Below are 19,453 nucleotides of genomic sequence, written 5' to 3' on the forward strand. Positions count from 1 at the left end.
GTCCCGCGGACGACTCGTCGGCGCCGCGGTGACCGCAGTGGTCGTGCTCGCCGTCGCGGTGGTGCTCTCGGTGGCCTTCGGGTCGCGGCCGATCCCGCTCGGCACCGTCCTCGACACGGTCCTGCACCCGGGACGGCAGGACGAGATCGGGCTCATCGTCCTCGGCAACCGGGTGCCCCGCACCGTCGTCGGGCTGCTCGCCGGCTCCGCCCTCGGGGTCGCCGGTGCCGTCATGCAGGGCGTGACGCGGAACCCCCTGGCCGACCCGAGCGTCCTCGGCATCAACGCCGGGGCGGCCCTCGCGGTCGTGGTGGGCATCGCCGTGTTCGGCATCAGCGGCACCGCCGCGTACCTGCCCTTCGCGTTCGTCGGCGCCGGACTCGCCGCGCTCCTGGTCTACGGGGTCGCCGCGCTCGCCCGCCGAGGCCTCTCACCGGTCGGGCTCGCGCTCGCCGGGGCCGTCGTGGCCGCCGCCCTGTCGTCGATCACCACGGCGGTCCTGGTGACGAGCCAGAGCCTGCTCGACCAGCTGCGGTTCTGGCAGGTCGGGGCGCTCGCCGGCAAGGACCTCGGCACGGCCGGGGTGATCGCCGTGCCGGTGCTCGTCGGGCTCGTCGTCGCCGCCGGACTCGGCCGTTCCCTGAACACCCTCGCGCTCGGCGACGAACTCGCGGCGTCGCTCGGGCAGCGGGTCGTCCTCGTGCGGGTCGTCGGCGGTGTCGTGACCGTCCTGCTCGCCGGGTCGGCCGTCGCCGCCGTCGGGCCGATCGCCTTCGTGGGCCTGGCCGTGCCGCACGCCGTCCGCCGACTGAGCGGACCCGACCAACGCTGGACGATCCTCCTGTCCGCCCTCGTCGCGCCCGCGCTCCTGCTCGTCGCCGACGTCGTCGGCCGGGTCGTCGCGTACCCGGGGGAGCTGCAGGTCGGCATCGTGACCGCGCTCATCGGTGCGCCGGTGTTCATCTGGCTCGTCCGCTCGCGCGTGGTGACCGGCCTGTGAGCGCCGTCCGCCGCGAGGTCACCGTCCTCGGCGCCGTCCTCCTGGTCCTCGTCGCCCTGGTGACCGTCGGGCTCGGCGTCGGGGAGATCCCGCTGTCGCCGCTGCAGGTGGGCGCCGCGCTCGTCGGGCACGGCGACACGGTCTCCGACTTCGTGATCGGGCAGCTCCGCGGTCCGCGGGTCGCCGGCGCCGTGCTCGTCGGGGCGGCCCTCGGGGTCGCCGGGGGCATCGTGCAGAGCGTGGTCCGGAACCCGATCGCGAGCCCGGACGTGATCGGCATCACGTCCGGGGCGAGCGCGGCCGGGCTCACCGCGATCGTGCTGTTCGGCGCGAGCGGCGGGACGCTGTTCGCCGTCGTGGTCGTCGGGGCCGTGCTCGTGTCGATCGTGATCGCGGCGCTGTCCTGGCGGCGGGGGATCACCGGCAACCGGGTCGTGCTGGTCGGCATCGGGGTCGCCGCGATCTGCCTGAGCATCACTGGGTGGATGCTCACCTCGGGGAGCGTGCAGCAGGCGGGCACGGCGCTCCTGTGGTTGTCCGGCAGCCTGAACGCCGTCGACCGCGGGCTCGTCGGGATCCTCGGCGTCGCGGTCGTCGTGCTGCTCGCGGCCGCCCTCGTGCAGTCGCGCCGGCTGACGGTCCTCGCCCTCGGGGACGAGGTCGCGGCCGCGCTCGGACTCCGACCCGACCGCGCGAAGGTGCTCCTGCTCCTGACCGCGGTGTGCCTGACCGCGGGGGCCGTGGCGACCGCGGGGCCGGTGGCGTTCGTGGCGCTCATGGCGGCGCCGATCGCCCGACGACTGGTCGGCAACGGGCGGGTCGCGCTCGGGGTCACCGCGGCGGTCGGTGCGGCGATCACGCTCGCGAGCGACCTCGTCGCGCAGTTCGCGATCCCGGGGAACGCGCTGCCGGTCGGCGTCGTCACCGGGGTCGTCGGCGCGCCGTACCTGCTCTGGCTGCTGGCACGCGGGCGCTGACGGAGCCGGGCGCGGGCGCGCGTTGCTGCGTCGATCCCGCGAGGTCCGCAGCGGCGTCGCGCAACGTCCTGGCGGCTTCCCGCACGACACCCCTTCGACCCCCCGTCCGAGGGTCCCCGCGAGCCGACCGTCGGCCGTACGGTCGTCGCGACCGCACGGGCTCCCCGACAGCTCCCGACCCGACGGGCCGCTGGTCCACGTGCACCGAAGGACGACGACCGACATGACCGAACACCGAGGCGCCGCCCCCGCGCGACGCCGGCAGTGGGGTTCCGAGCGGCGGACCCAGCCGCTCGACACCTTGCACGCGCGACCCAGCGACCGGAAGCTCGTCTCCGGCCGGGTCGCCATCATCCTGACCATCGCCTTCTGGGTCGCCTACGTGGTGTACACCGTGATCCGGCAGTTCCTCGACTACGGCACGGAGAGCTTCCGCTTCACGACCGAGGCGCTGTCGTACCTGGTGGTCGTCACGTTCCTGACGTTCTCGGCGCTCATGCACCTGGTCGCCCGCCAGGGTGCCCTCGAGCGCTTCGCGACCCACGTCCGCGTGCCCCGCGCCGAGCTCGACCGCCACTTCGCGACCGGTCACACCGCACCGATGACCGTCCTCGTGCCGAGCTACGCCGAGGAACCCGACGTCGTCGCGACGACGCTCTGGTCGGCCGCGCTGCAGGAGTACCCCGCGCTCCGCATCGTCCTGCTCGTCGACGACGCCCCGTTCCCGACCGACCCGGAGACCGCCGCCAAGCTCGACCGCACCCGGGCCGTCGCCACGTCGATCCAGCAGCAGCTCGCCGCACCGTCCCGTCGGTTCCAGGAGGCCCTGTTCGCGGCCGAGGTCGAGGCGTCCCGGACCCCGTGCGCGAGCGTCGAGACCCTGCGCGCCCTCGTCGAGCACCACCGCTGGGCGGACGCCTGGCTCCGGCGGCACGCCCGCGAGCACGAGGTCGTCGACCACGTCGACCACTTCTTCCACGACCAGGTGCTCACCGGGCTCGCCGACGACCTCCGGCTGACCGCCGAGGCGCTCGGGGCCGCGGTCGACAGCGCCGTCGCCGGCGGGACCACGGTCACCGAGGTCACGTCCGAGCGCGTGCTCGAGCTGCACCGCCGCCTCGCGTGGACCTTCACCGCCGAGGTGACGACGTTCGAGCGGAAGCGCTACGCGAACCTGTCGCACGAGGCGAACAAGGCGATGAACCTCAACGCCTACATCGGGCTGCTCGGCGGGGCCTACGTCGCCGACGAGACCGCGTCCGGCACCGTGCTCCGTCCGGTCGCCGACGAGTCCGCCGCGGACCTCGTCGTCCCCGCGTCCGACTACCTGCTCACCCTCGACGCCGACTCGGTCCTGCTCCGCGACTACTGCCTCCGGCTCGTGTACTTCCTCGAGCAGCCCGAGAACGAGCGCGTCGCGGTGACGCAGACGCCGTACTCGTCCTTCCGGGGCGCGGCGACCCGCATCGAGCGGCTGGCGGGCGCGACGACCGACATCCAGCACATCCTGCACCAGGGCATGTCCCGGTACGCCGCGACCTTCTGGGTCGGCGCGAACGCCGTGATCCGGACGCGGGCGCTGCGGGACATCGAGGAGGTCGAGACCGTCGGCGGCTTCGAGGTCCGCCGGTTCGTCCAGGACCGCACGGTGATCGAGGACACCGAGTCGAGCGTCGACCTCGGCATGCACGGCTGGACGCTCGTGAACTACCCCGAGCGGCTGTCGTACAGTGCGACGCCGCCGGACTTCGGGTCGCTCGTCGTCCAACGCCGCCGCTGGGCGAACGGCGGACTCCTCATCCTGCCGAAGTACATCCGGCAGGTCCGCGAGCGCCGCGCCCGGGGCGAACGGGTCGGCGTCGTCGAGATGGCACTCCGCGTGAACTACATGGCGTCGATCGCCTGGGCGTCGTTCGGGCTGATCTTCCTGCTCGCCTACCCGTACGACTCGCGCCTGCTCAGCCCGATGGTCCTGCTCGCCGCGCTGCCGTACTTCTGGATGCTCGGCAGCGACCTGCGGTACTGCGGCTACAAGCGCTCGGACGTGTTCCGGATCTACGGCTTCAACCTCGTGCTCATGCCGGTGAACGTCGCCGGGGTGCTCAAGAGCGTCCAGCAGATGCTCACGGCGAAGAAGATCCCGTTCGCCCGCACGCCGAAGGTCCGCGACCGGACGGCGGCCCCGGCGCTCTACGTCCTCGCCCCGTACGCGATGGTGCTGTTCTCGGTGTTCACGTTCGCCCGCGACGCCCAGGCGCACAACTGGGGCAACGCGGCCTTCGCGGTGTTCAACGCGGTCCTCGCCTCGTACGCGATCGTCGCGTACATCGGTGTGTGGAACTCGGTCGTCGACGTCTGGATGTGGGCGACGGCGTGGATGTACTACGACCCGGAGGCGCGGCGCTCCCGTCGCGAGGCCCGGAAGGCCGCACGGAGCGAGCGGCGCCGGGCGCGCCGCGGGCTCGTGCCGGAGCCGGTGGTCGTGACCGAGGACTGGCGCGCGGTGCTGTACTTCGGTGACCGCGGCCGGACCCTGACCGAGCAGCACGTCGTCTCGACGGGCCCGCAGGCGGTCCGGTCGCCGCACACCGCGACGCCGGACAGTCGCCGGGCGGCCCGCGCCGCCGAGCAGGGCCCGGCCCGCGCCGATCAGGGCACCGCCCGCGCCGACGAGCGGAGCGCCGCCTGATGGCCGCGCGTCGCCTGTCGCCGCTCCGCGTCGCCGTCGCGGTCCTGGCCGTCGTCGCCGTCGGTGCCGGTGGGTACGTCGGTTTCGACCGCTGGCAGTCCGCCCACGCCGCCGAGTCCGAGAAGCCGTGGTTCGCGGCCTACACCGACGTGACGGTCACGCCGACCTTCGCGTTCGAGGACGTCAAGTCCGCTCGAGGCCGCGACGTCATGCTGTCCTTCGTGGTCGCCGACCACGACGCCGCCTGCACGCCGACCTGGGGTTCCGCGTACACGCTGGACGGCGCCGCGGACACGCTCGACCTCGACCGCCGGATCGCCCGGCTCGAGCAGCAGGACGGCGAGGTCGGCGTCTCGTTCGGCGGTCTCGCGAACGACGAGCTCGCGACGACCTGCACCGACCCGAAGGACCTCGTCGCCGCGTACGCGTCGGTGGTGCAGCGGTACGACGTCAGCACCGTCGACTTCGACGTCGAGGGCGACGACCTGACGAACCGCGCCGCGGGGGAGCGCCGCGCGGCGGCGGTCGCCGAGCTCCAGCAGGCACGCCGGGCGGCGGGGCACCCCCTCGCCGTGTGGCTGACCCTGCCGGCCGCTCCGTCCGGGCTGACCACCGACGGCACGACGGCGGTGTCGCAGTTCCTGGCGGCCGGCGTCGACCTGGCCGGTGTCAACGCGATGACGATGGACTTCGGCGAGGGGAAGGGGTCGAGCCAGAGCATGTACTCGGCCTCGGTGCAGACCCTGCAGGAGGTCCACCGGCAGCTCGGGGTCCTGTACGACCGTGCCGGCACGCCCCTCGGTGACGCGACGCTCTGGCGGAAGGTCGGCGCGACGCCGATGATCGGTCAGAACGACGTCCGTGACGAGGTCTTCGGGCTCGCCGACGCGCGGAAGCTCAACGCCTGGGCACGCGACCAGGGGCTCGGCCGGATGTCCATGTGGTCGCTCAACCGCGACACCACGTGCGGGACGAACTACGTCAACCTGTCGACCGTGTCGAACTCGTGCTCCGGGGTCGACCAGGGCGGCCAGCTCTTCGCGGACGTGCTCGGCAAGGGCTTCGGTGGTCGCATCACCGCGGCGGCCGGCGACGTGACGACGGCCGAGCCGAGCGCCACCGAGCAGCCGACGGACGACCCCTCGACGAGCCCGTACCCGGTGTGGAGCGCGGACGCCGCCTACCTCGAGGGCACGAAGATCGTCTGGCACCACAACGTCTACGAGGCGAAGTGGTGGACCTCCGGCGACCTGCCCGACGACCCGGTGCTGAGCGCGTACGAGACGCCGTGGCGACTCGTGGGCCCGGTGCTGCCGGGGGAGCGCCCGGTGCAGCCGCTGACGCTCCCGGTGGGGACCTTCCCAGCCTGGTCGGGCGAGGCGGTCCACGACACCGGCGACCGGGTCCTGTTCCACGGCGTGCCGTACCAGGCGAAGTGGTGGAACACGGGCGACAGCCCCGAGGCGTCGACGAGCGACCCCGACGGGTCGCCCTGGGTGCGGCTCAAGGGCGCGGAGATCGAGCGGATCCTCGCGGACCAGCGGGCCGGGAAGTCGATCCCGTCGTCGGCCGCCACCGGCGCGCCGTCCGTACCGGCATCCGCTGCGCCGACGGGGTCACCGACCGCGTCGCCGTCCGTCGGGCGGTGACCGGGCAGTGACCGACTTCTGGCCGGTCGGCGGCCTGGAGGCACGGTGCCAGCTGGCACCGTGCCTCCAGGCCGTCATCGGTGTGTTCCCGGTACGTTCGCTGTACGCGTGATCCCGACTTGTCCACGGCCCCGTTCGGGGCTGCCGGAGAGTCACCCGTTTCCGATACGCTGGTGCGCCAAGAGGAGGAGGTCCACGATGCCAGAGCCAGTGGTTCCGCAGCCGGACGGTCAGAAGACCCCGGAACAGCGGCTGGTCGACACCACCCTGACCTTCAGCATGGACATGGGGGCAGCACTCACCGCGGAGTCGGGGGTCTCGACCGAGGAACGCGACGCGATCAACGCGCTCCCGTCCGGATCGGCGCTCCTCGTCGTGCGCCGCGGTCCGAACGTGGGTGCGCGGTTCCTCCTCGACTCCGACGTCACGACGGCCGGGCGCCACCCGGACGCCGACATCTTCCTCGACGACGTGACGGTCTCGCGCAAGCACGCCGAGTTCCTGCGGCACGGGACGGCCTTCAGCGTCAAGGACAACGGGTCGCTCAACGGCACGTACTTCGACGGCGTCCGCATCGACGAAGCGCTGCTCACCGACGGGTCCGAGGTCCAGGTCGGCAAGTTCCGCCTCACCTTCTACGCCTCCCGGGTCGACCTGGCGCGCCTGGCGAACGCGTAGTGGCGGCGCGGTCCGCCGCGGCCCGGGCGGGGTCCGCGGTCCCGGACCTGCTCACCATCGGGCAGGTCATCGCACGCCTCAAGCCCGACTTCCCGGACCTGTCGAGCTCCAAGCTGCGCTTCCTCGAGGAACGCGAGCTCGTCACGCCGATCCGCACGGCGAGCGGCTACCGGAAGTTCTCGGCGGCCGACGTCGAGCGGCTCCGCATCGTGCTCGGCCTGCAGCGCGACCACTACCTGCCGCTCAAGGTCATCAAGGACTACCTCGCCGACCTCGACGCGGGGCGCGACCCCGTCCTCCCCGGTGGTGGGGACGCGCCGAAGCCGTCGATCCTCGCGCGAGAGCGGCGCTTCACACGGGACGAGACCATCCGGGCGGCCGGGGCCACGCCGATGCTCCTGTCCGACGCCGTCTCGGCCTCGCTGCTCCCCGCCGCGGACACCTACGCCGACGACTCGGTCGCGGTGCTCAAGGCGCTCGTCGAACTGCAGCGGACCGGCATCGAGCCGCGGCACCTCCGCACCATGCGGGGCGTGGCCGAGCGCGAGGTCGGGTTGATCGAGTCCGCCCTCATGCCGGTGTCCCGTCGCGGTGACGCCACCTCGCGGGCGAAGGCCACCGAGCTCGCACGGGAGATCGCGGCGCACCTCGAGGTCATCCGGTCGAGCCTGATCCGCTCGGCCATCGGTCGTCTCGACGGATGACACCCCGGTCGATCGACCTGCTCCGGCGGACAGCTGCACCTGTCGGTCGTCGGTGGTCGGGGCGTATCCTCGACACGCCGGACGCGCCGGGGCGGATGTACCGGGCGCACCGCGTCCGAGTCGCTACCGTTGACCTCGGAACAACTCTCAACCCGTCGTTGAACCTTCGGGTGTGAGCTCGAACGTCGTGGAAGGCATGCACATGAGTGGGACTGACACCCCCGGTACCGAGTCCGAGATGACCCGGTACGACCTCGGCCTGCTCTTCACCGACGGTCTCCCCGAACACGACGAGCAGATCGGCTACCGCGGCACCGTCGCCGCCCGTGCAGCCGGCATCTCGTACCGCCAGCTCGACTACTGGGCCCGCACCGAGCTCGTCCAGCCGACGATCCGCGGGGCCGCCGGCTCCGGGTCGCAGCGGCTGTACGGCTTCCGCGACATCCTCGTGCTCAAGCTCGTGAAGCGTCTGCTCGACACGGGCATCTCGCTGCAGCAGATCCGCACCGCGGTGAACCAGCTCCGAGAGTCGGGCGTGTCCGACCTCGCCCAGACGACGCTCATGTCGGACGGCGCCTCGGTCTACCTGTGCACCTCCGACGACGAGGTCATCGACCTCGTGTCCCGCGGCCAGGGCGTCTTCGGCATCGCGGTGGGCAAGGTCCTGCGCGAGGTCGAGAGCTCCCTCGTCGAGCTCGACGCCACCCCGGCGGCCGACCCCGACGACGAGCTCGCAGCGCGCCGCGCTTCGCGCGCGTCCTGACGCCGGCGCGCGCAGGCGCCGCCTTCGATCCGCGAGCACGCGCTCGCGCACACCCGCTCGCCGTGCGCGGACATGCCCGTGCGCACCCGAGCCTGTCTTCGCCGAGCGCGCCATTTCTGTCCCGTTCGACGGGCGTGCCCGACCGGAAGTGCACGCTCGACGAACAGCACGCGGCGTGTCCTGCTCCCTCGACGGGTACCGCTGTCCGTCCGGACGGCGCCGCGGCCCAGGCCTCGGCTGCACGGCGGTCGACCGTGCGCGCGCGTGAAGGGGACGACCGTCGGCGCCGAACGTGCAGGACACGCCGTGCGCTGGCTGCGCTGTGTGCAATGGTCGTCGCCGGGGAGGGTCGAGCGGGACAGATCTGGCTCGCTCGCCGACGCCCCCGGCCGACCCGCGCCGGACCGCGCGACAGACCTAGGCGGCGCCGCCCTCGGCGTACGGGCCGATCTTGCCCGTGCGCATGATGCGCTCGAGCAGCTGGTCGAAGTTGCGCGCCATCTCCTGCGCGGACTCGCCGGGCCACACGTGCAGGGGCTTCGCGGCACCCTGGGCCTGCTGGAGCGAGGTGCGCTCGGGCAGCTGCGGTGACAGGACGAGCGGACCGAACATGTCGCGGAGCTCCTTGATGCGGAACTGGTGCTCGAGCGACTGGACGCGGGCCCGGTTCACGATGATGCCGAGGGGCTGCAGCCGGGGGGAGAGACCGCGACGGATCTCCTCGATCGCGCGGAGGGCACGGTCGGCAGCCGCGACGGAGAACAGCCCCGGCTCGGTGACCACCGTGACGCGGTCGGACGCTGCCCAGGCGGTGCGGGTGAGGGCGTTCAGCGAGGGTGCGCAGTCGATGAGCACGAGCTCGTAGTCCTGCTCGACGTTCGCCAGCGCCTCCTCGAGCTTCCAGATGTCCCGGATGGAGGGGTGCGGACCGTCGAAGTTGATCGCCGAGGGGGAGCCGACGAGCACGTCGACCTTGCCCTGCGAGCCCTTCGTCCAGCCCGACGGGGCGATCGCCTGACGGACGACCTTCTCCTTCGGGTTCTCGAGGACGTCGGCGACGTTGAGGTGTCCGGAGATGTCGATGTCGAGGCCGGTGGAGACGTCCGACTGCGGGTCCAGGTCCACCACCAGCGTGCGCAGTCCCTTGGCGAACGCGGCCGAAGTCAGGCCGAGCGTCACCGTCGTCTTGCCGACACCACCCTTGAGGGAGCTCACGCTGAGTACATGCACGGTGAGCCACGTTACCGCCAGTAGGGTTGTGACACCTCAACCCGGGCTGAAAGGGACGTCGTGTTCAGCAAGATCCTCGTGGCGAACCGTGGCGAGATCGCCATCCGCGCGTTCCGTGCCGCGTACGAGCTGGGGGCGCGGACCGTCGCCGTCTACCCGTACGAGGACCGCAACTCCCTGCACCGTCTGAAGGCCGACGAGGCGTACGTCATCGGCGAGCGGGGCCACCCCGTCCGCGCGTACCTCGACGTCGCCGAGATCATCCGGGTCGCCCGCGAGTCGGGCGCCGACGCGATCTACCCCGGCTACGGCTTCCTGTCCGAGAACCCCGAGCTCGCGGCGGCCGCCGCGGCGAACGGCATCACCTTCATCGGCCCCGGCGAGCACGTCCTCGAGATGGCCGGCAACAAGGTCACCGCGAAGGAGCACGCGGTCGCGGCTGGTGTCCCCGTCCTCGCGAGCACCCCGGCGAGCCGCGACGTCGACGAGCTCCTCGCCGGTGCGGACGCGATCGGCTTCCCGGTCTTCGCGAAGGCCGTCGCCGGTGGTGGTGGTCGCGGCATGCGGCGTGTCGAGACGAAGGCCGAGCTCCGTGCCGCCCTCGAGGAGGCCATGCGCGAGGCCGACAGCGCCTTCGGTGACCCGACGATGTTCCTCGAGCAGGCCGTCATCCGGCCGCGGCACATCGAGGTGCAGGTCCTCGCCGACGCCACGGGCACCGGGGCCGGCACGATCCACCTGTTCGAGCGCGACTGCTCGGTGCAGCGCCGGAACCAGAAGGTGGTGGAGATCGCCCCTGCGCCGGACCTCGACCCGTCGATCGCCGCCGCCCTGCACCGCGACGCCGTCGCCTTCGCCCGGTCGATCGGGTACGTCAACGCCGGCACCGTGGAGTTCCTGCTGGACACCGAGGGCGAGCGCGCCGGGCAGCACGTCTTCATCGAGATGAACCCGCGCATCCAGGTCGAGCACACCGTGACCGAGGAGGTGACGGACGTCGACCTCGTGCAGTCGCAGATGCGCATCGCCGCGGGGGAGACCCTCGCCGACCTCGGCCTGACGCAGGACACCGTCAGCGTGCACGGCGCCGCCCTCCAGACCCGCATCACGACCGAGGACCCCACCCAGGGCTTCCGACCGGACACCGGGCGCATCACCACCTACCGCAGCCCGGGCGGCGCGGGCGTGCGGCTCGACGGCGGCACGGTCGCGACCGGCGCGCAGATCAGCCCGCACTTCGACTCGATGCTCGCGAAGATGACCTGCCGCGGCAGGGACTTCCCGGCGGCCGTCGCCCGCGCGAAGCGTGCGCTCGCGGAGTTCCGCATCCGCGGGGTCAGCACGAACATCCCGTTCCTGCAGGCCGTGCTCGACGACCCCGACTTCGCCCGCGGCGACGTCTCGACGAAGTTCATCGAGGAGCGCCCGCAGCTCTTCGGCGGCCACGTGTCGAAGGACCGCGGCACGAAGGTGCTCGGCTGGCTCGCCGACGTGACGGTGAACAAGCCGAACGGCGAGCGGCGCCCGCAGACCGTCGAGCCGAGCGAGAAGCTCCCGGCGGTCGACCTGTCGACCCCGCCGCCGGCCGGGCAGCGCGACCGGCTGGTCGCGATGGGTCCGGCGGCGTGGGCCCGGTCGCTCCGTGAGCAGACCGCCCTCGCCGTCACCGAGACGACGATGCGCGACGCCCACCAGTCACTCCTGGCGACCCGGGTCCGCACGAAGGACCTCGTCGCGGTCGCCCCGCACGTCGCCCGGTTGACCCCCCAGCTGCTCAGCGTCGAGGCCTGGGGCGGTGCGACGTACGACGTCGCGCTCCGGTTCCTCGGCGAGGACCCCTGGGAACGACTGAGCGCCCTGCGGGCCGCGATGCCGAACCTGCCGATCCAGATGCTGCTGCGCGGCCGGAACACGGTCGGCTACACGCCGTACCCGACCGAGGTCACCGACGCGTTCGTCGCCGAGGCCGCGGCCACCGGCGTCGACGTCTTCCGCGTGTTCGACGCCCTGAACGACGTGTCGCAGCTGCGTCCCGCGCTCGAGGCCGTGCTCGCCACCGACACGGCCGTCGCCGAGGCAGCCCTCTGCTACTCCGGCGACCTGCTCGACCCCGCCGAGGACCTCTACACGCTCGACTACTACCTCCGGCTCGCGGAACAGATGGTCGAGGCCGGCGCGCACGTCATCGGCATCAAGGACATGGCCGGCCTGCTCCGCGCGGGTGCGGCCGAGCGGCTCGTCGGCGCCCTGCGGGAGCGCTTCGACCAGCCCGTCCACGTGCACACGCACGACACGGCCGGCGGACAGCTCGCCACGCTCCTCGCCGCGGCCCGCGCGGGAGCGGACGCGGTGGACGTCGCGGCGGCCCCGATGGCCGGCACGACGAGCCAGCCGAGCATGTCCGCGCTCGTCGCCGCCCTGGCCCACACCGAGCGGGACACCGGGCTCGACCTGGCCGCGGTCGGCGCGCTCGAGCCCTACTGGGAGGCCGTTCGCCGCGCGTACGCGCCGTTCGAGTCCGGCCTGCCCGGGCCGACCGGCCGCGTGTACCACCACGAGATCCCGGGCGGGCAGCTCTCGAACCTCCGCCAGCAGGCCATCGCGCTCGGCCTCGGCGACCGCTTCGACCAGGTCGAGGACTGGTACGCCGAGGCGAACCGGATCCTCGGCCGTCCGACCAAGGTCACGCCGTCCTCGAAGGTCGTCGGCGACCTCGCCCTGCAGCTCGCCGCGGTCGACGCCGACCCCGCCGACTTCGAGGAGAACCCCCAGAAGTACGACGTCCCGGACTCGGTCGTCGGCTTCATGGCCGGGGAGCTCGGCGACCTGCCCGGTGGCTGGCCGGAGCCGTTCCGGTCGAAGGTCCTCGCCGGGCGCGACGTCCGGCTCGAGGTCACCCCGGTGCCGGACGCCGAGCGCGCGCACCTCGCGACGCCCGGTCCCGAGCGGCAGCAGGCCCTGAACCGGCTGCTCTTCCCGCAGCCCACGCGCCAGTTCGCGAGTGTCCGCGAGCAGTACGGCGACCTGTCCGTCGTCCCGACCGTCGACTACCTCTACGGCCTGCGCCCCGGACAGGAGCACGTGGTGCCGCTCGGCCGCGGCGTGAACCTGTTCGTCGGGCTCGAGGCGATCGGCGAGGTGGACGAGCGCGGGATGCGCACGGTGATGGCGACCCTCAACGGCCAGCTCCGCCCCGTGTCCGTCCGCGACCGTTCGGTCGAGGTCGAGACCAAGGCCGCCGAACGCGCGGACAAGGCGGACCCGAAGCACGTCGCGGCCCCGTTCTCGGGTGTCGTGACGCTCAAGGTCGCCGTCGGTGACGTCGTTGAGGCCGGTCAGGCCGTGGCGAGCATCGAGGCGATGAAGATGGAAGCGGCCATCACGGCGCCCGTGTCGGGCACCGTCGGCCGTTTCGCGATCCCGGCGACCCAGCAGGTGGACGCCGGCGACCTCCTGGTGGTGCTGCAGTAACGTGACCGTCCGTCCCATCCGCCTGTTCGGCGACCCCGTCCTCCGTTCGCCCGCCGACCCGGTCCGCATCGGTGCCGACGGCGTCCGTGAACTCGTGCAGGACCTCATCGACACCGTCAAGGAGCCCGGGCGCGCCGGTGTCGCCGCCCCGCAGATCGGCGTGGGCCTCCGGGCGTTCTCGTACAACGTCGACGGTCAGGTCGGGTACGTGCTCAACCCGGAGCTCGTCGAGGTCTCCGGTGAACCCGAGCTGATGGACGAGGGCTGCCTGTCCGTGCCCGGCCTGGGCTACCCGACCAGGCGCTTCCCGCACGCGAAGGTCCGCGGCGTCGACGTCGACGGCAACCCGGTGGTGCTCGAGGGCGACGGCCTGATGGCCGAGGCGCTGCAGCACGAGTGCGACCACCTCGACGGCACCGTGTACGTCATGACGCTCGACCCGGAGACCCGCCGGCAGGCCCTGCGGGACATCCGAGCGCAGGACTGGTTCCACTGATCGGGGGCGCGGGACCGCACGTTCCGTTGCGGTCTCCCGTGACACCCCTTCGCGGGATTGTCGGTTCGTCCTGACGAGGAGGTACCGTGTCCCGGTCGGCACCCACCGACGTGTCACCCCATCACCCAGGACGAGCACCATGGCCTCACAGAACGACGAGCTCAGCTCTCACCGCACCCGCACCAACCGCCGCCCCGAGCCGGTCCCCGTGGCGACCGCCGCGACGGGCGTCATCGCCGACGTCGACATGGAGGTCGCGCAGGCTGGCTGAGCCGGGCGCGGCGCCGCGGCGCCGTCCCGACTGGCAACGCACTGGAGGCCCGGTGCCGGTCCCACGGACCGGCACCGGGCCTCCAGTCTGCCGTCAGCCCGACCGCCGTCAGCCGCGTCGACGACGCGACGCCACGACGGGCGTGGCGGTGGTCTGCACCTTCGAGCCGGAGTAGATGTGCTCGACGTCCGCTGCGAAGTCGCGCATCACGATCGCCCGCTTGATGGTGAGCTTCGGGGTGAGGTGCCCGGACGCCTCGGTGAGCTCGGTGTCGAGGATCGTGAACGACCGGACCGACTCGGCCCGCGAGACCCGCTGGTTCGCGGTGTCGATCGCCTCCTGCACCGCCTGGTGCACGCGCTCGTCGTAGGCGGCCTCGCGCGGTGAGAGACCTGGGACGATGCCGCGCGCCTCGCACCACCCGGGGAGCATGTCGCGGTCCAGGGTCACGAGGGCGGCGACGAAGGGCTTGCCCTCGCCGACGACCACGACCTGCCCGACGAGCGGGTGCTCGCGGATGCCGTCCTCGAGCGGTGCCGGGGCGACGTTCTTGCCGCTCGCCGTGACGATGAGCTCCTTCGCGCGGCCGGTGACGGTGAGGACGCCGTCACCGTCGAGCCGGCCGAGGTCGCCGGTGCGGAACCAGCCGTCCTCGAACGCCTTCGCGGTGGCCTCCTCGTTCTTCCAGTACCGGTCGAACACGTCGACCCCGCGGATGAGGATCTCGCCGTCGTCGGTCCGGACCTCCACGCCGGGCAGGGCCCGCCCGACCGTGCCGATCCGGAGCTCGGCGGCCCGGTTCACGGTCGCGGGGGCGGTGGTCTCGGTGAGGCCGTAGCCCTCGAGGATGAGCACCCCGATCGAGCGGAAGAAGTGCGACAGCCGCGGGGACAGCGGCGCCGAACCGCTGATGGCGTACTGCACCCGGCCGCCGATCGCGGCGCGGAGCTTGGCGTAGACGAGCTTGTCGAACAGGGCGAAGCGGAGCTTCAGGCCGAGCGGGACCCGGCCGGCTGCGAGGGCCTCGGAGTGCGCGACGGCGACCCCGGCGGCGGCGCGGAAGACCTTGCCCTTCCCGCCGAGGTCGGCCTTCTGCTCGGCGGAGTTGTAGATCTTCTCGAAGACGCGCGGCACCGCGAGCAGGAACGTCGGCTTGAAGGTCGACACGGCCTGCATGAGGTCGCGGGTGTCCGGCTCGTGCCCGACGAGCACGCCGGTCGACACGGACATCGCCGCGATGAAACGGGCGAAGACGTGGGCCATCGGGATGAAGAGGAGCGTCGAGGACCCCTCGGCGACCACCTCGGGCATCGCCTCGGTCGCGCCCTCGACGGTCGCGGTGAAGTTGTCGTGACGCAGGACGCAGCCCTTGGGTCGACCGGTCGTGCCCGACGTGTAGATGATCGTCGCGTCGTCGTGCCCGTGCACGTCGGCGGTGCGGGCGTCGAGCTCGGCGTCGGTGACGGTCTCGCCGAGCCGGGTCAGGTCGTCGAGCCCGCCGCCGTCGATCGTCCAGTGCTGCCCGAGGAGCGGCAGGTCGGGGGCGATCGAGGCCACGCGGCGCGCGTGCTCCTCTTGTTCGACGACGATCGCGACGGTCTCCGAGTCGGACAGGATCCAGCGGACCTGGTCGGGGGAGCTCGTCTCGTAGACGGGCACGGACACGAGCCCGGCGGTCCACACGGCGAAGTCGACCAGCGTCCACTCCAACCGGGTGCGGGACAGGATCGCGACGTGCGCTCCGGGCTCCAGGCCGGCGGCGACGAAGCCCTTCGCGATGCCGCGGACGCGGGCGAGCACGTCCGCCGCGGTGATGGTCGTCCACGTGTCGCCGTGGCGTTCGGCGAGGATCGGCCGGTCCGGGGTGCGTCGGGCACGCTCCGAGAGCAGTCGGGCCGCGGAGCCGTGGTCGGGCGCGGAGGTGGGTGCGGGCTGCCGCTGATCGTTCACGGTTGACTCCCTTGTCGGCCGATTCGATACGAGGACGCCTCAGCGACGAGGCGACACCGTCAGCATATGGGCAGCAGCCGGGGGTTCCGTGTGCATCCGGGCGTCGCGGACGTTCTCCGTGGCCACCGGGAGACGGTAGGGTCGATGCTCGTGCATGCCATCGGAATCGACATCGGGGGCACCAAGATCGCGGGAGCGGTCGTGACGGAACTCGGCGAGATCGTCGCCGAGGACCGCGTGGCCACCAACGCGGCGGACCCGGACGCCATGCTCGACGACGTCGTGACCATGGTGTCGCGACTCCGGGCGGCCCACGAGGTCGGCGCGGTGGGCGTCGCGGCCCCTGGCTTCATCGACGCCTCGCAGTCGATCGTCTACTACACGCCGAACATCCGGTGGCGGAACGAACCCCTGCGGCAGAAGCTCCAGGAGCGGCTCGGCGACCTGCACATCACGGTCGACAACGACGCGAACGCCGCCGGCTGGGCGGAGTTCCGCTTCGGTGCCGGCCGGCTCGTGTCGGACATGACCATGCTGACCATCGGCACCGGGGTCGGCGGCGCGATCGTGACCGAGGACCGCCTGTTCCGCGGCGGCTTCGGCACCGGCGGCGAGATCGGGCACCTGCGCATCGTCCCGAACGGGCTGCCGTGCGGCTGCGGTGCCCGCGGCTGCATCGAGCAGTACGGCTCCGGTCGTGCCCTGCAGCGCATGGCGAACGACGTCGCGGACGCCGGCGGCATCGGTTCCGCCCTGGCCGACGCCCGCGAGCAGAACGGTGGTCAGCTCGACGGCGGGATCGTCGGCGACCTGATCCTGGCGGACGACCCGGGCGCCCTCGCGGCCCTGCGCCGGCTCGGCCGCCACCTCGGCGAGGCCTGCGCGTCGCTCTCCGCCGTGCTCGACCCGCAGCTCTTCGTGTTCGGCGGCGGTGTCGCGAGCGCGGGGGACCGACTGCTCGAGCCGATCAAGCAGGCCTACCTGAGCAACCTGCCGGCGCGCGGCTACCACCCGGAGCCCGACTTCGTCATCGCCGAGCTCGTGAACGACGCCGGCGTCGTCGGTGCCGCGGACCTCGCCCGGATCCACGCCCGCACGGCGTAGGGTCGCCTCGGCGAACGACTGGAGTCGACGATGACCTACTGGCTGCTGAAGAACTTCCTGCTCGGCCCGCTCATCCTCACCCTGTTCCGACCGTGGGTCATCGGGCGCGAGCACGTCCCCGCGAAGGGGCCGGTGATCTTCGCCTCGAACCACATCTCGTTCATCGACTCGGTGATCCTGCCCGCCGTCCTCGACCGCCGGATGTCGTTCCTCGCGAAGAGCGACTACTTCACCGGCCGGGGGCTCAAGGGCTGGGCGACGAAGACGTTCTTCAACGCCATCGGCCAGCTCCCGATCGACCGTTCCGGCGGCAAGGCGTCCGAGGCGTCGCTCCGCACCGGGCTCCAGGTCCTCGCCCGCGGGGAGCAACTCGGCATCTACCCCGAGGGCACGCGCAGCCCCGACGGCAAGCTCTACCGCGGCCGCACCGGCATCGCCCGGATGATCCTCGAGGGCCGCGTCACCGTCGTGCCGGTCGCGATGATCGGCACGCGCGAGGTGCAGCAGATCGGCCAGAAGTTCCCGAAGTTCAAGCGGGTCGGCGTCGTCTTCGGCAAGCCGCTCGACTTCTCGCGTTTCGAGGGCTTCGAGACCGACCGCTTCATCCTCCGGAGCGTCACGGACGAGGTCATGCACGAGCTCGCCGGGCTGAGCCGGCAGGAGTACGTCGACGTCTACGCGACGAGCGTCAAGGAGCGCGCGAGCAGCGCCCGCGAGCAGGTCATGAAGGACCGGGCAGCGGCACCCGGACGGTAGGATCTGAGGACTCCGGCGCCCGCCGGTGCGCCTGCGCCGCAGGCGGTACGCCCCAGAACCCCCGAGGTACCACCGTGCTCGAGTCGACCGACTTCGTCGCCCTGCAGGATCCGGACGTGATCGAGGGCCTCGACCACTGGCGGACGCTCCCGATCAAGCAGCAGCCGACCTGGCCGGACACCGCCGCAGCCGAGGCCGCCTCGGCCGAGATCGCCACGCTGCCCCCGCTCGTGTTCGCAGGCGAGGTCGACAAGCTCCGCGACCGGCTCGCTGCAGCCGCCTCGGGCCGCGCGTTCCTGCTCCAGGGCGGTGACTGCGCCGAGACCTTCGCCGGCGCGACCGCCGACTCCATCCGCGACCGCGTCAAGACGATCCTGCAGATGGCTGTCGTCCTGACCTACGGCGCCTCGATGCCGATCATCAAGATGGGTCGCATGGCGGGGCAGTTCGCCAAGCCGCGCTCGAGCGACTTCGAGACGCGCGGCGACGTCACGCTGCCGGCCTACCGCGGCGACATCGTCAACGGGTACGACTTCACGCCGGAGAGCCGCCAGGCCGACCCGCGGCGCCTCGTGCAGGGGTACCACACGGCCGCCTCCACGCTGAACCTCGTGCGCGCCTTCACGCAGGGCGGGTTCGCGGACCTCCGCCAGGTGCACTCGTGGAACAAGGGCTTCGCGTCGAACCCGGCGAACGCCCGGTACGAGCACATGGCGCAGGAGATCGACCGCGCGGTCCGCTTCATGGACGCCTGCGGTGCCGACTTCGAGGCGCTCAAGCACACCGAGTTCTACGCCTCGCACGAGGGCCTGCTCATGGACTACGAGCGCCCGATGACCCGGATCGACTCCCGCTCCGGGCAGGCGTACGACACCTCCGGCCACTTCATCTGGATCGGGGAGCGCACGCGCGACATCGACGGCGCGCACGTCGACTTCCTGTCGCGGGTGCGGAACCCGATCGGCGTGAAGCTCGGCCCGACGACCTCGGTCGACGACATGCGTGCCCTGGTCGACAAGCTGGACCCGGAGCGCGAGCCCGGCCGGCTCACGTTCATCACCCGCATGGGCGCCGGCAAGATCCGCGACGAGCTCCCGAAGCTCCTCGAGGCGATCAAGGGCGTGGACGCGAAGCCGCTCTGGGTCACCGACCCGATGCACGGCAACGGCCTGACCACGCCCACGGGCTACAAGACCCGCCGCTTCGACGACGTCGTGGACGAGGTCCTCGGCTTCTTCGAGGCGCACCGGCAGGTCGGCACGTACCCCGGCGGCATGCACGTCGAGCTCACCGGTGACGACGTCACGGAGTGCCTCGGCGGGTCGGAGCAGATCGACGAGGCGACCCTGGCCACCCGCTACGAGTCGCTGTGCGACCCGCGCCTGAACCACATGCAGTCGCTCGAGCTCGCGTTCCTCGTCGCCGAGGAGCTCAGCGCGCACCCGTACCAGCGGGCGTAGCCACGAGCGGCCCGCGGGACGGGCTGACGGACGGGAGGCGCGGTGCCAGCTGGCATCGCGCCTCCCGTCCGTCGCCTGGTCGCCTCGGGACGGCGCGCGACGTTCCTACCCATCGCGGGTGTGATGGGAGGACGATCCGCGCGTCGGAGGGCGGAAGGAACGACGTTCTACGCGCGGATCGGTCTCCGACGCGCGGAACGCCCTTCGACGCGCGGATCGGCCTCCGACGCGCGAAACGGCCTGCGGCGGGCGGGA

15 protein-coding genes are annotated in these 19,453 nt (G+C 72.2%); 13 read left to right on the forward strand and 2 right to left on the reverse strand.

What is annotated here, in order from left to right:
- Positions 1–28: 28 nt before the first annotated feature.
- The 7 genes from HUN58_RS15400 (at position 29) to HUN58_RS15430 (ending at position 8,460) form a co-directional block, all read left to right on the forward strand.
- On the forward strand, positions 29–1,000 hold the full coding sequence (locus tag HUN58_RS15400; RefSeq protein WP_254631515.1) for an iron ABC transporter permease: 972 nt from the start codon (positions 29–31) through the stop codon (positions 998–1,000).
- A complete protein-coding gene (locus HUN58_RS15405) occupies positions 997–1,977 on the forward strand; it encodes an iron chelate uptake ABC transporter family permease subunit (RefSeq protein ID WP_144801528.1) in 981 nt (326 codons plus the stop codon). The genes HUN58_RS15400 and HUN58_RS15405 overlap by 4 nt, the downstream gene beginning before the upstream one ends.
- Positions 1,978–2,200: 223 nt before the next feature.
- Positions 2,201–4,666, forward strand: a complete 2,466-nt coding sequence (locus HUN58_RS15410) for a glycosyltransferase family 2 protein (protein WP_180225137.1) — start codon at positions 2,201–2,203, stop codon at positions 4,664–4,666.
- Positions 4,666–6,315 carry a chitinase gene (locus HUN58_RS15415; protein WP_180225138.1) on the forward strand — a complete coding sequence of 550 codons (1,650 nt, stop codon included), beginning with the start codon at positions 4,666–4,668 and terminating at the stop codon, positions 6,313–6,315. The genes HUN58_RS15410 and HUN58_RS15415 overlap by 1 nt, the downstream gene beginning before the upstream one ends.
- 198 nt (positions 6,316–6,513) lie before the next feature.
- Positions 6,514–6,993, forward strand: coding sequence for an FHA domain-containing protein (locus HUN58_RS15420; protein ID WP_058742405.1), 480 nt, complete (start codon positions 6,514–6,516; stop codon positions 6,991–6,993).
- Positions 6,993–7,697 (forward strand): MerR family transcriptional regulator, encoded by a 705-nt coding sequence (locus HUN58_RS15425; protein ID WP_141861119.1) that lies wholly within the window; start codon positions 6,993–6,995, stop codon positions 7,695–7,697. Before HUN58_RS15420 ends, HUN58_RS15425 begins: the two co-directional genes overlap by 1 nt.
- Before the next feature lie 202 nt (positions 7,698–7,899).
- Positions 7,900–8,460, forward strand: a complete 561-nt coding sequence (locus tag HUN58_RS15430; protein ID WP_302694630.1) for a MerR family transcriptional regulator — start codon at positions 7,900–7,902, stop codon at positions 8,458–8,460.
- Between the two features lie 417 nt (positions 8,461–8,877).
- Here HUN58_RS15430 and HUN58_RS15435 read toward each other — a convergent pair whose 3' ends face one another.
- Entirely contained in the window at positions 8,878–9,690 is an 813-nt protein-coding gene (locus tag HUN58_RS15435) for a ParA family protein (RefSeq protein ID WP_114850858.1), read from the reverse strand.
- Between the two features lie 60 nt (positions 9,691–9,750).
- Here HUN58_RS15435 and HUN58_RS15440 point away from each other — a divergent pair, with 60 nt between their 5' ends.
- From HUN58_RS15440 to HUN58_RS20970, 3 genes are all read left to right on the forward strand, one after another.
- A complete protein-coding gene (locus HUN58_RS15440) occupies positions 9,751–13,161 on the forward strand; it encodes a pyruvate carboxylase (RefSeq protein ID WP_208745580.1) in 3,411 nt (1,136 codons plus the stop codon).
- Position 13,162: 1 nt separating this feature from the next.
- Positions 13,163–13,657 (forward strand): peptide deformylase, encoded by a 495-nt coding sequence (locus HUN58_RS15445; protein ID WP_114850860.1) that lies wholly within the window; start codon positions 13,163–13,165, stop codon positions 13,655–13,657.
- Between the two features lie 139 nt (positions 13,658–13,796).
- The gene (locus HUN58_RS20970) at positions 13,797–13,928 is read left to right on the forward strand and encodes a hypothetical protein (RefSeq protein ID WP_257222091.1); all 132 of its coding nucleotides are present in this window, start codon (positions 13,797–13,799) and stop codon (positions 13,926–13,928) included.
- 108 nt (positions 13,929–14,036) lie between these two features.
- Here HUN58_RS20970 and HUN58_RS15450 read toward each other — a convergent pair whose 3' ends face one another.
- On the reverse strand, positions 14,037–15,878 hold the full coding sequence (locus tag HUN58_RS15450) for a long-chain fatty acid--CoA ligase (protein WP_180225140.1): 1,842 nt from the start codon (positions 15,876–15,878) through the stop codon (positions 14,037–14,039).
- A gap of 150 nt (positions 15,879–16,028) precedes the next feature.
- Between HUN58_RS15450 and HUN58_RS15455 the strand changes: the two genes are divergently transcribed.
- The 3 genes from HUN58_RS15455 to HUN58_RS15465 all read left to right on the forward strand — a co-directional run bounded on the left by HUN58_RS15455 (position 16,029) and on the right by HUN58_RS15465 (position 19,198).
- The gene (locus HUN58_RS15455) at positions 16,029–16,982 is read left to right on the forward strand and encodes an ROK family protein (protein ID WP_141861128.1); all 954 of its coding nucleotides are present in this window, start codon (positions 16,029–16,031) and stop codon (positions 16,980–16,982) included.
- Positions 16,983–17,012: 30 nt separating this feature from the next.
- A complete protein-coding gene (locus HUN58_RS15460; RefSeq protein WP_058742399.1) occupies positions 17,013–17,738 on the forward strand; it encodes a 1-acyl-sn-glycerol-3-phosphate acyltransferase in 726 nt (241 codons plus the stop codon).
- Between the two features lie 116 nt (positions 17,739–17,854).
- Entirely contained in the window at positions 17,855–19,198 is a 1,344-nt protein-coding gene (locus HUN58_RS15465) for a class II 3-deoxy-7-phosphoheptulonate synthase (protein WP_180226169.1), read from the forward strand.
- Positions 19,199–19,453 lie beyond the last annotated feature (255 nt).

This window comes from Curtobacterium sp. Csp1, assembly GCF_013347185.1.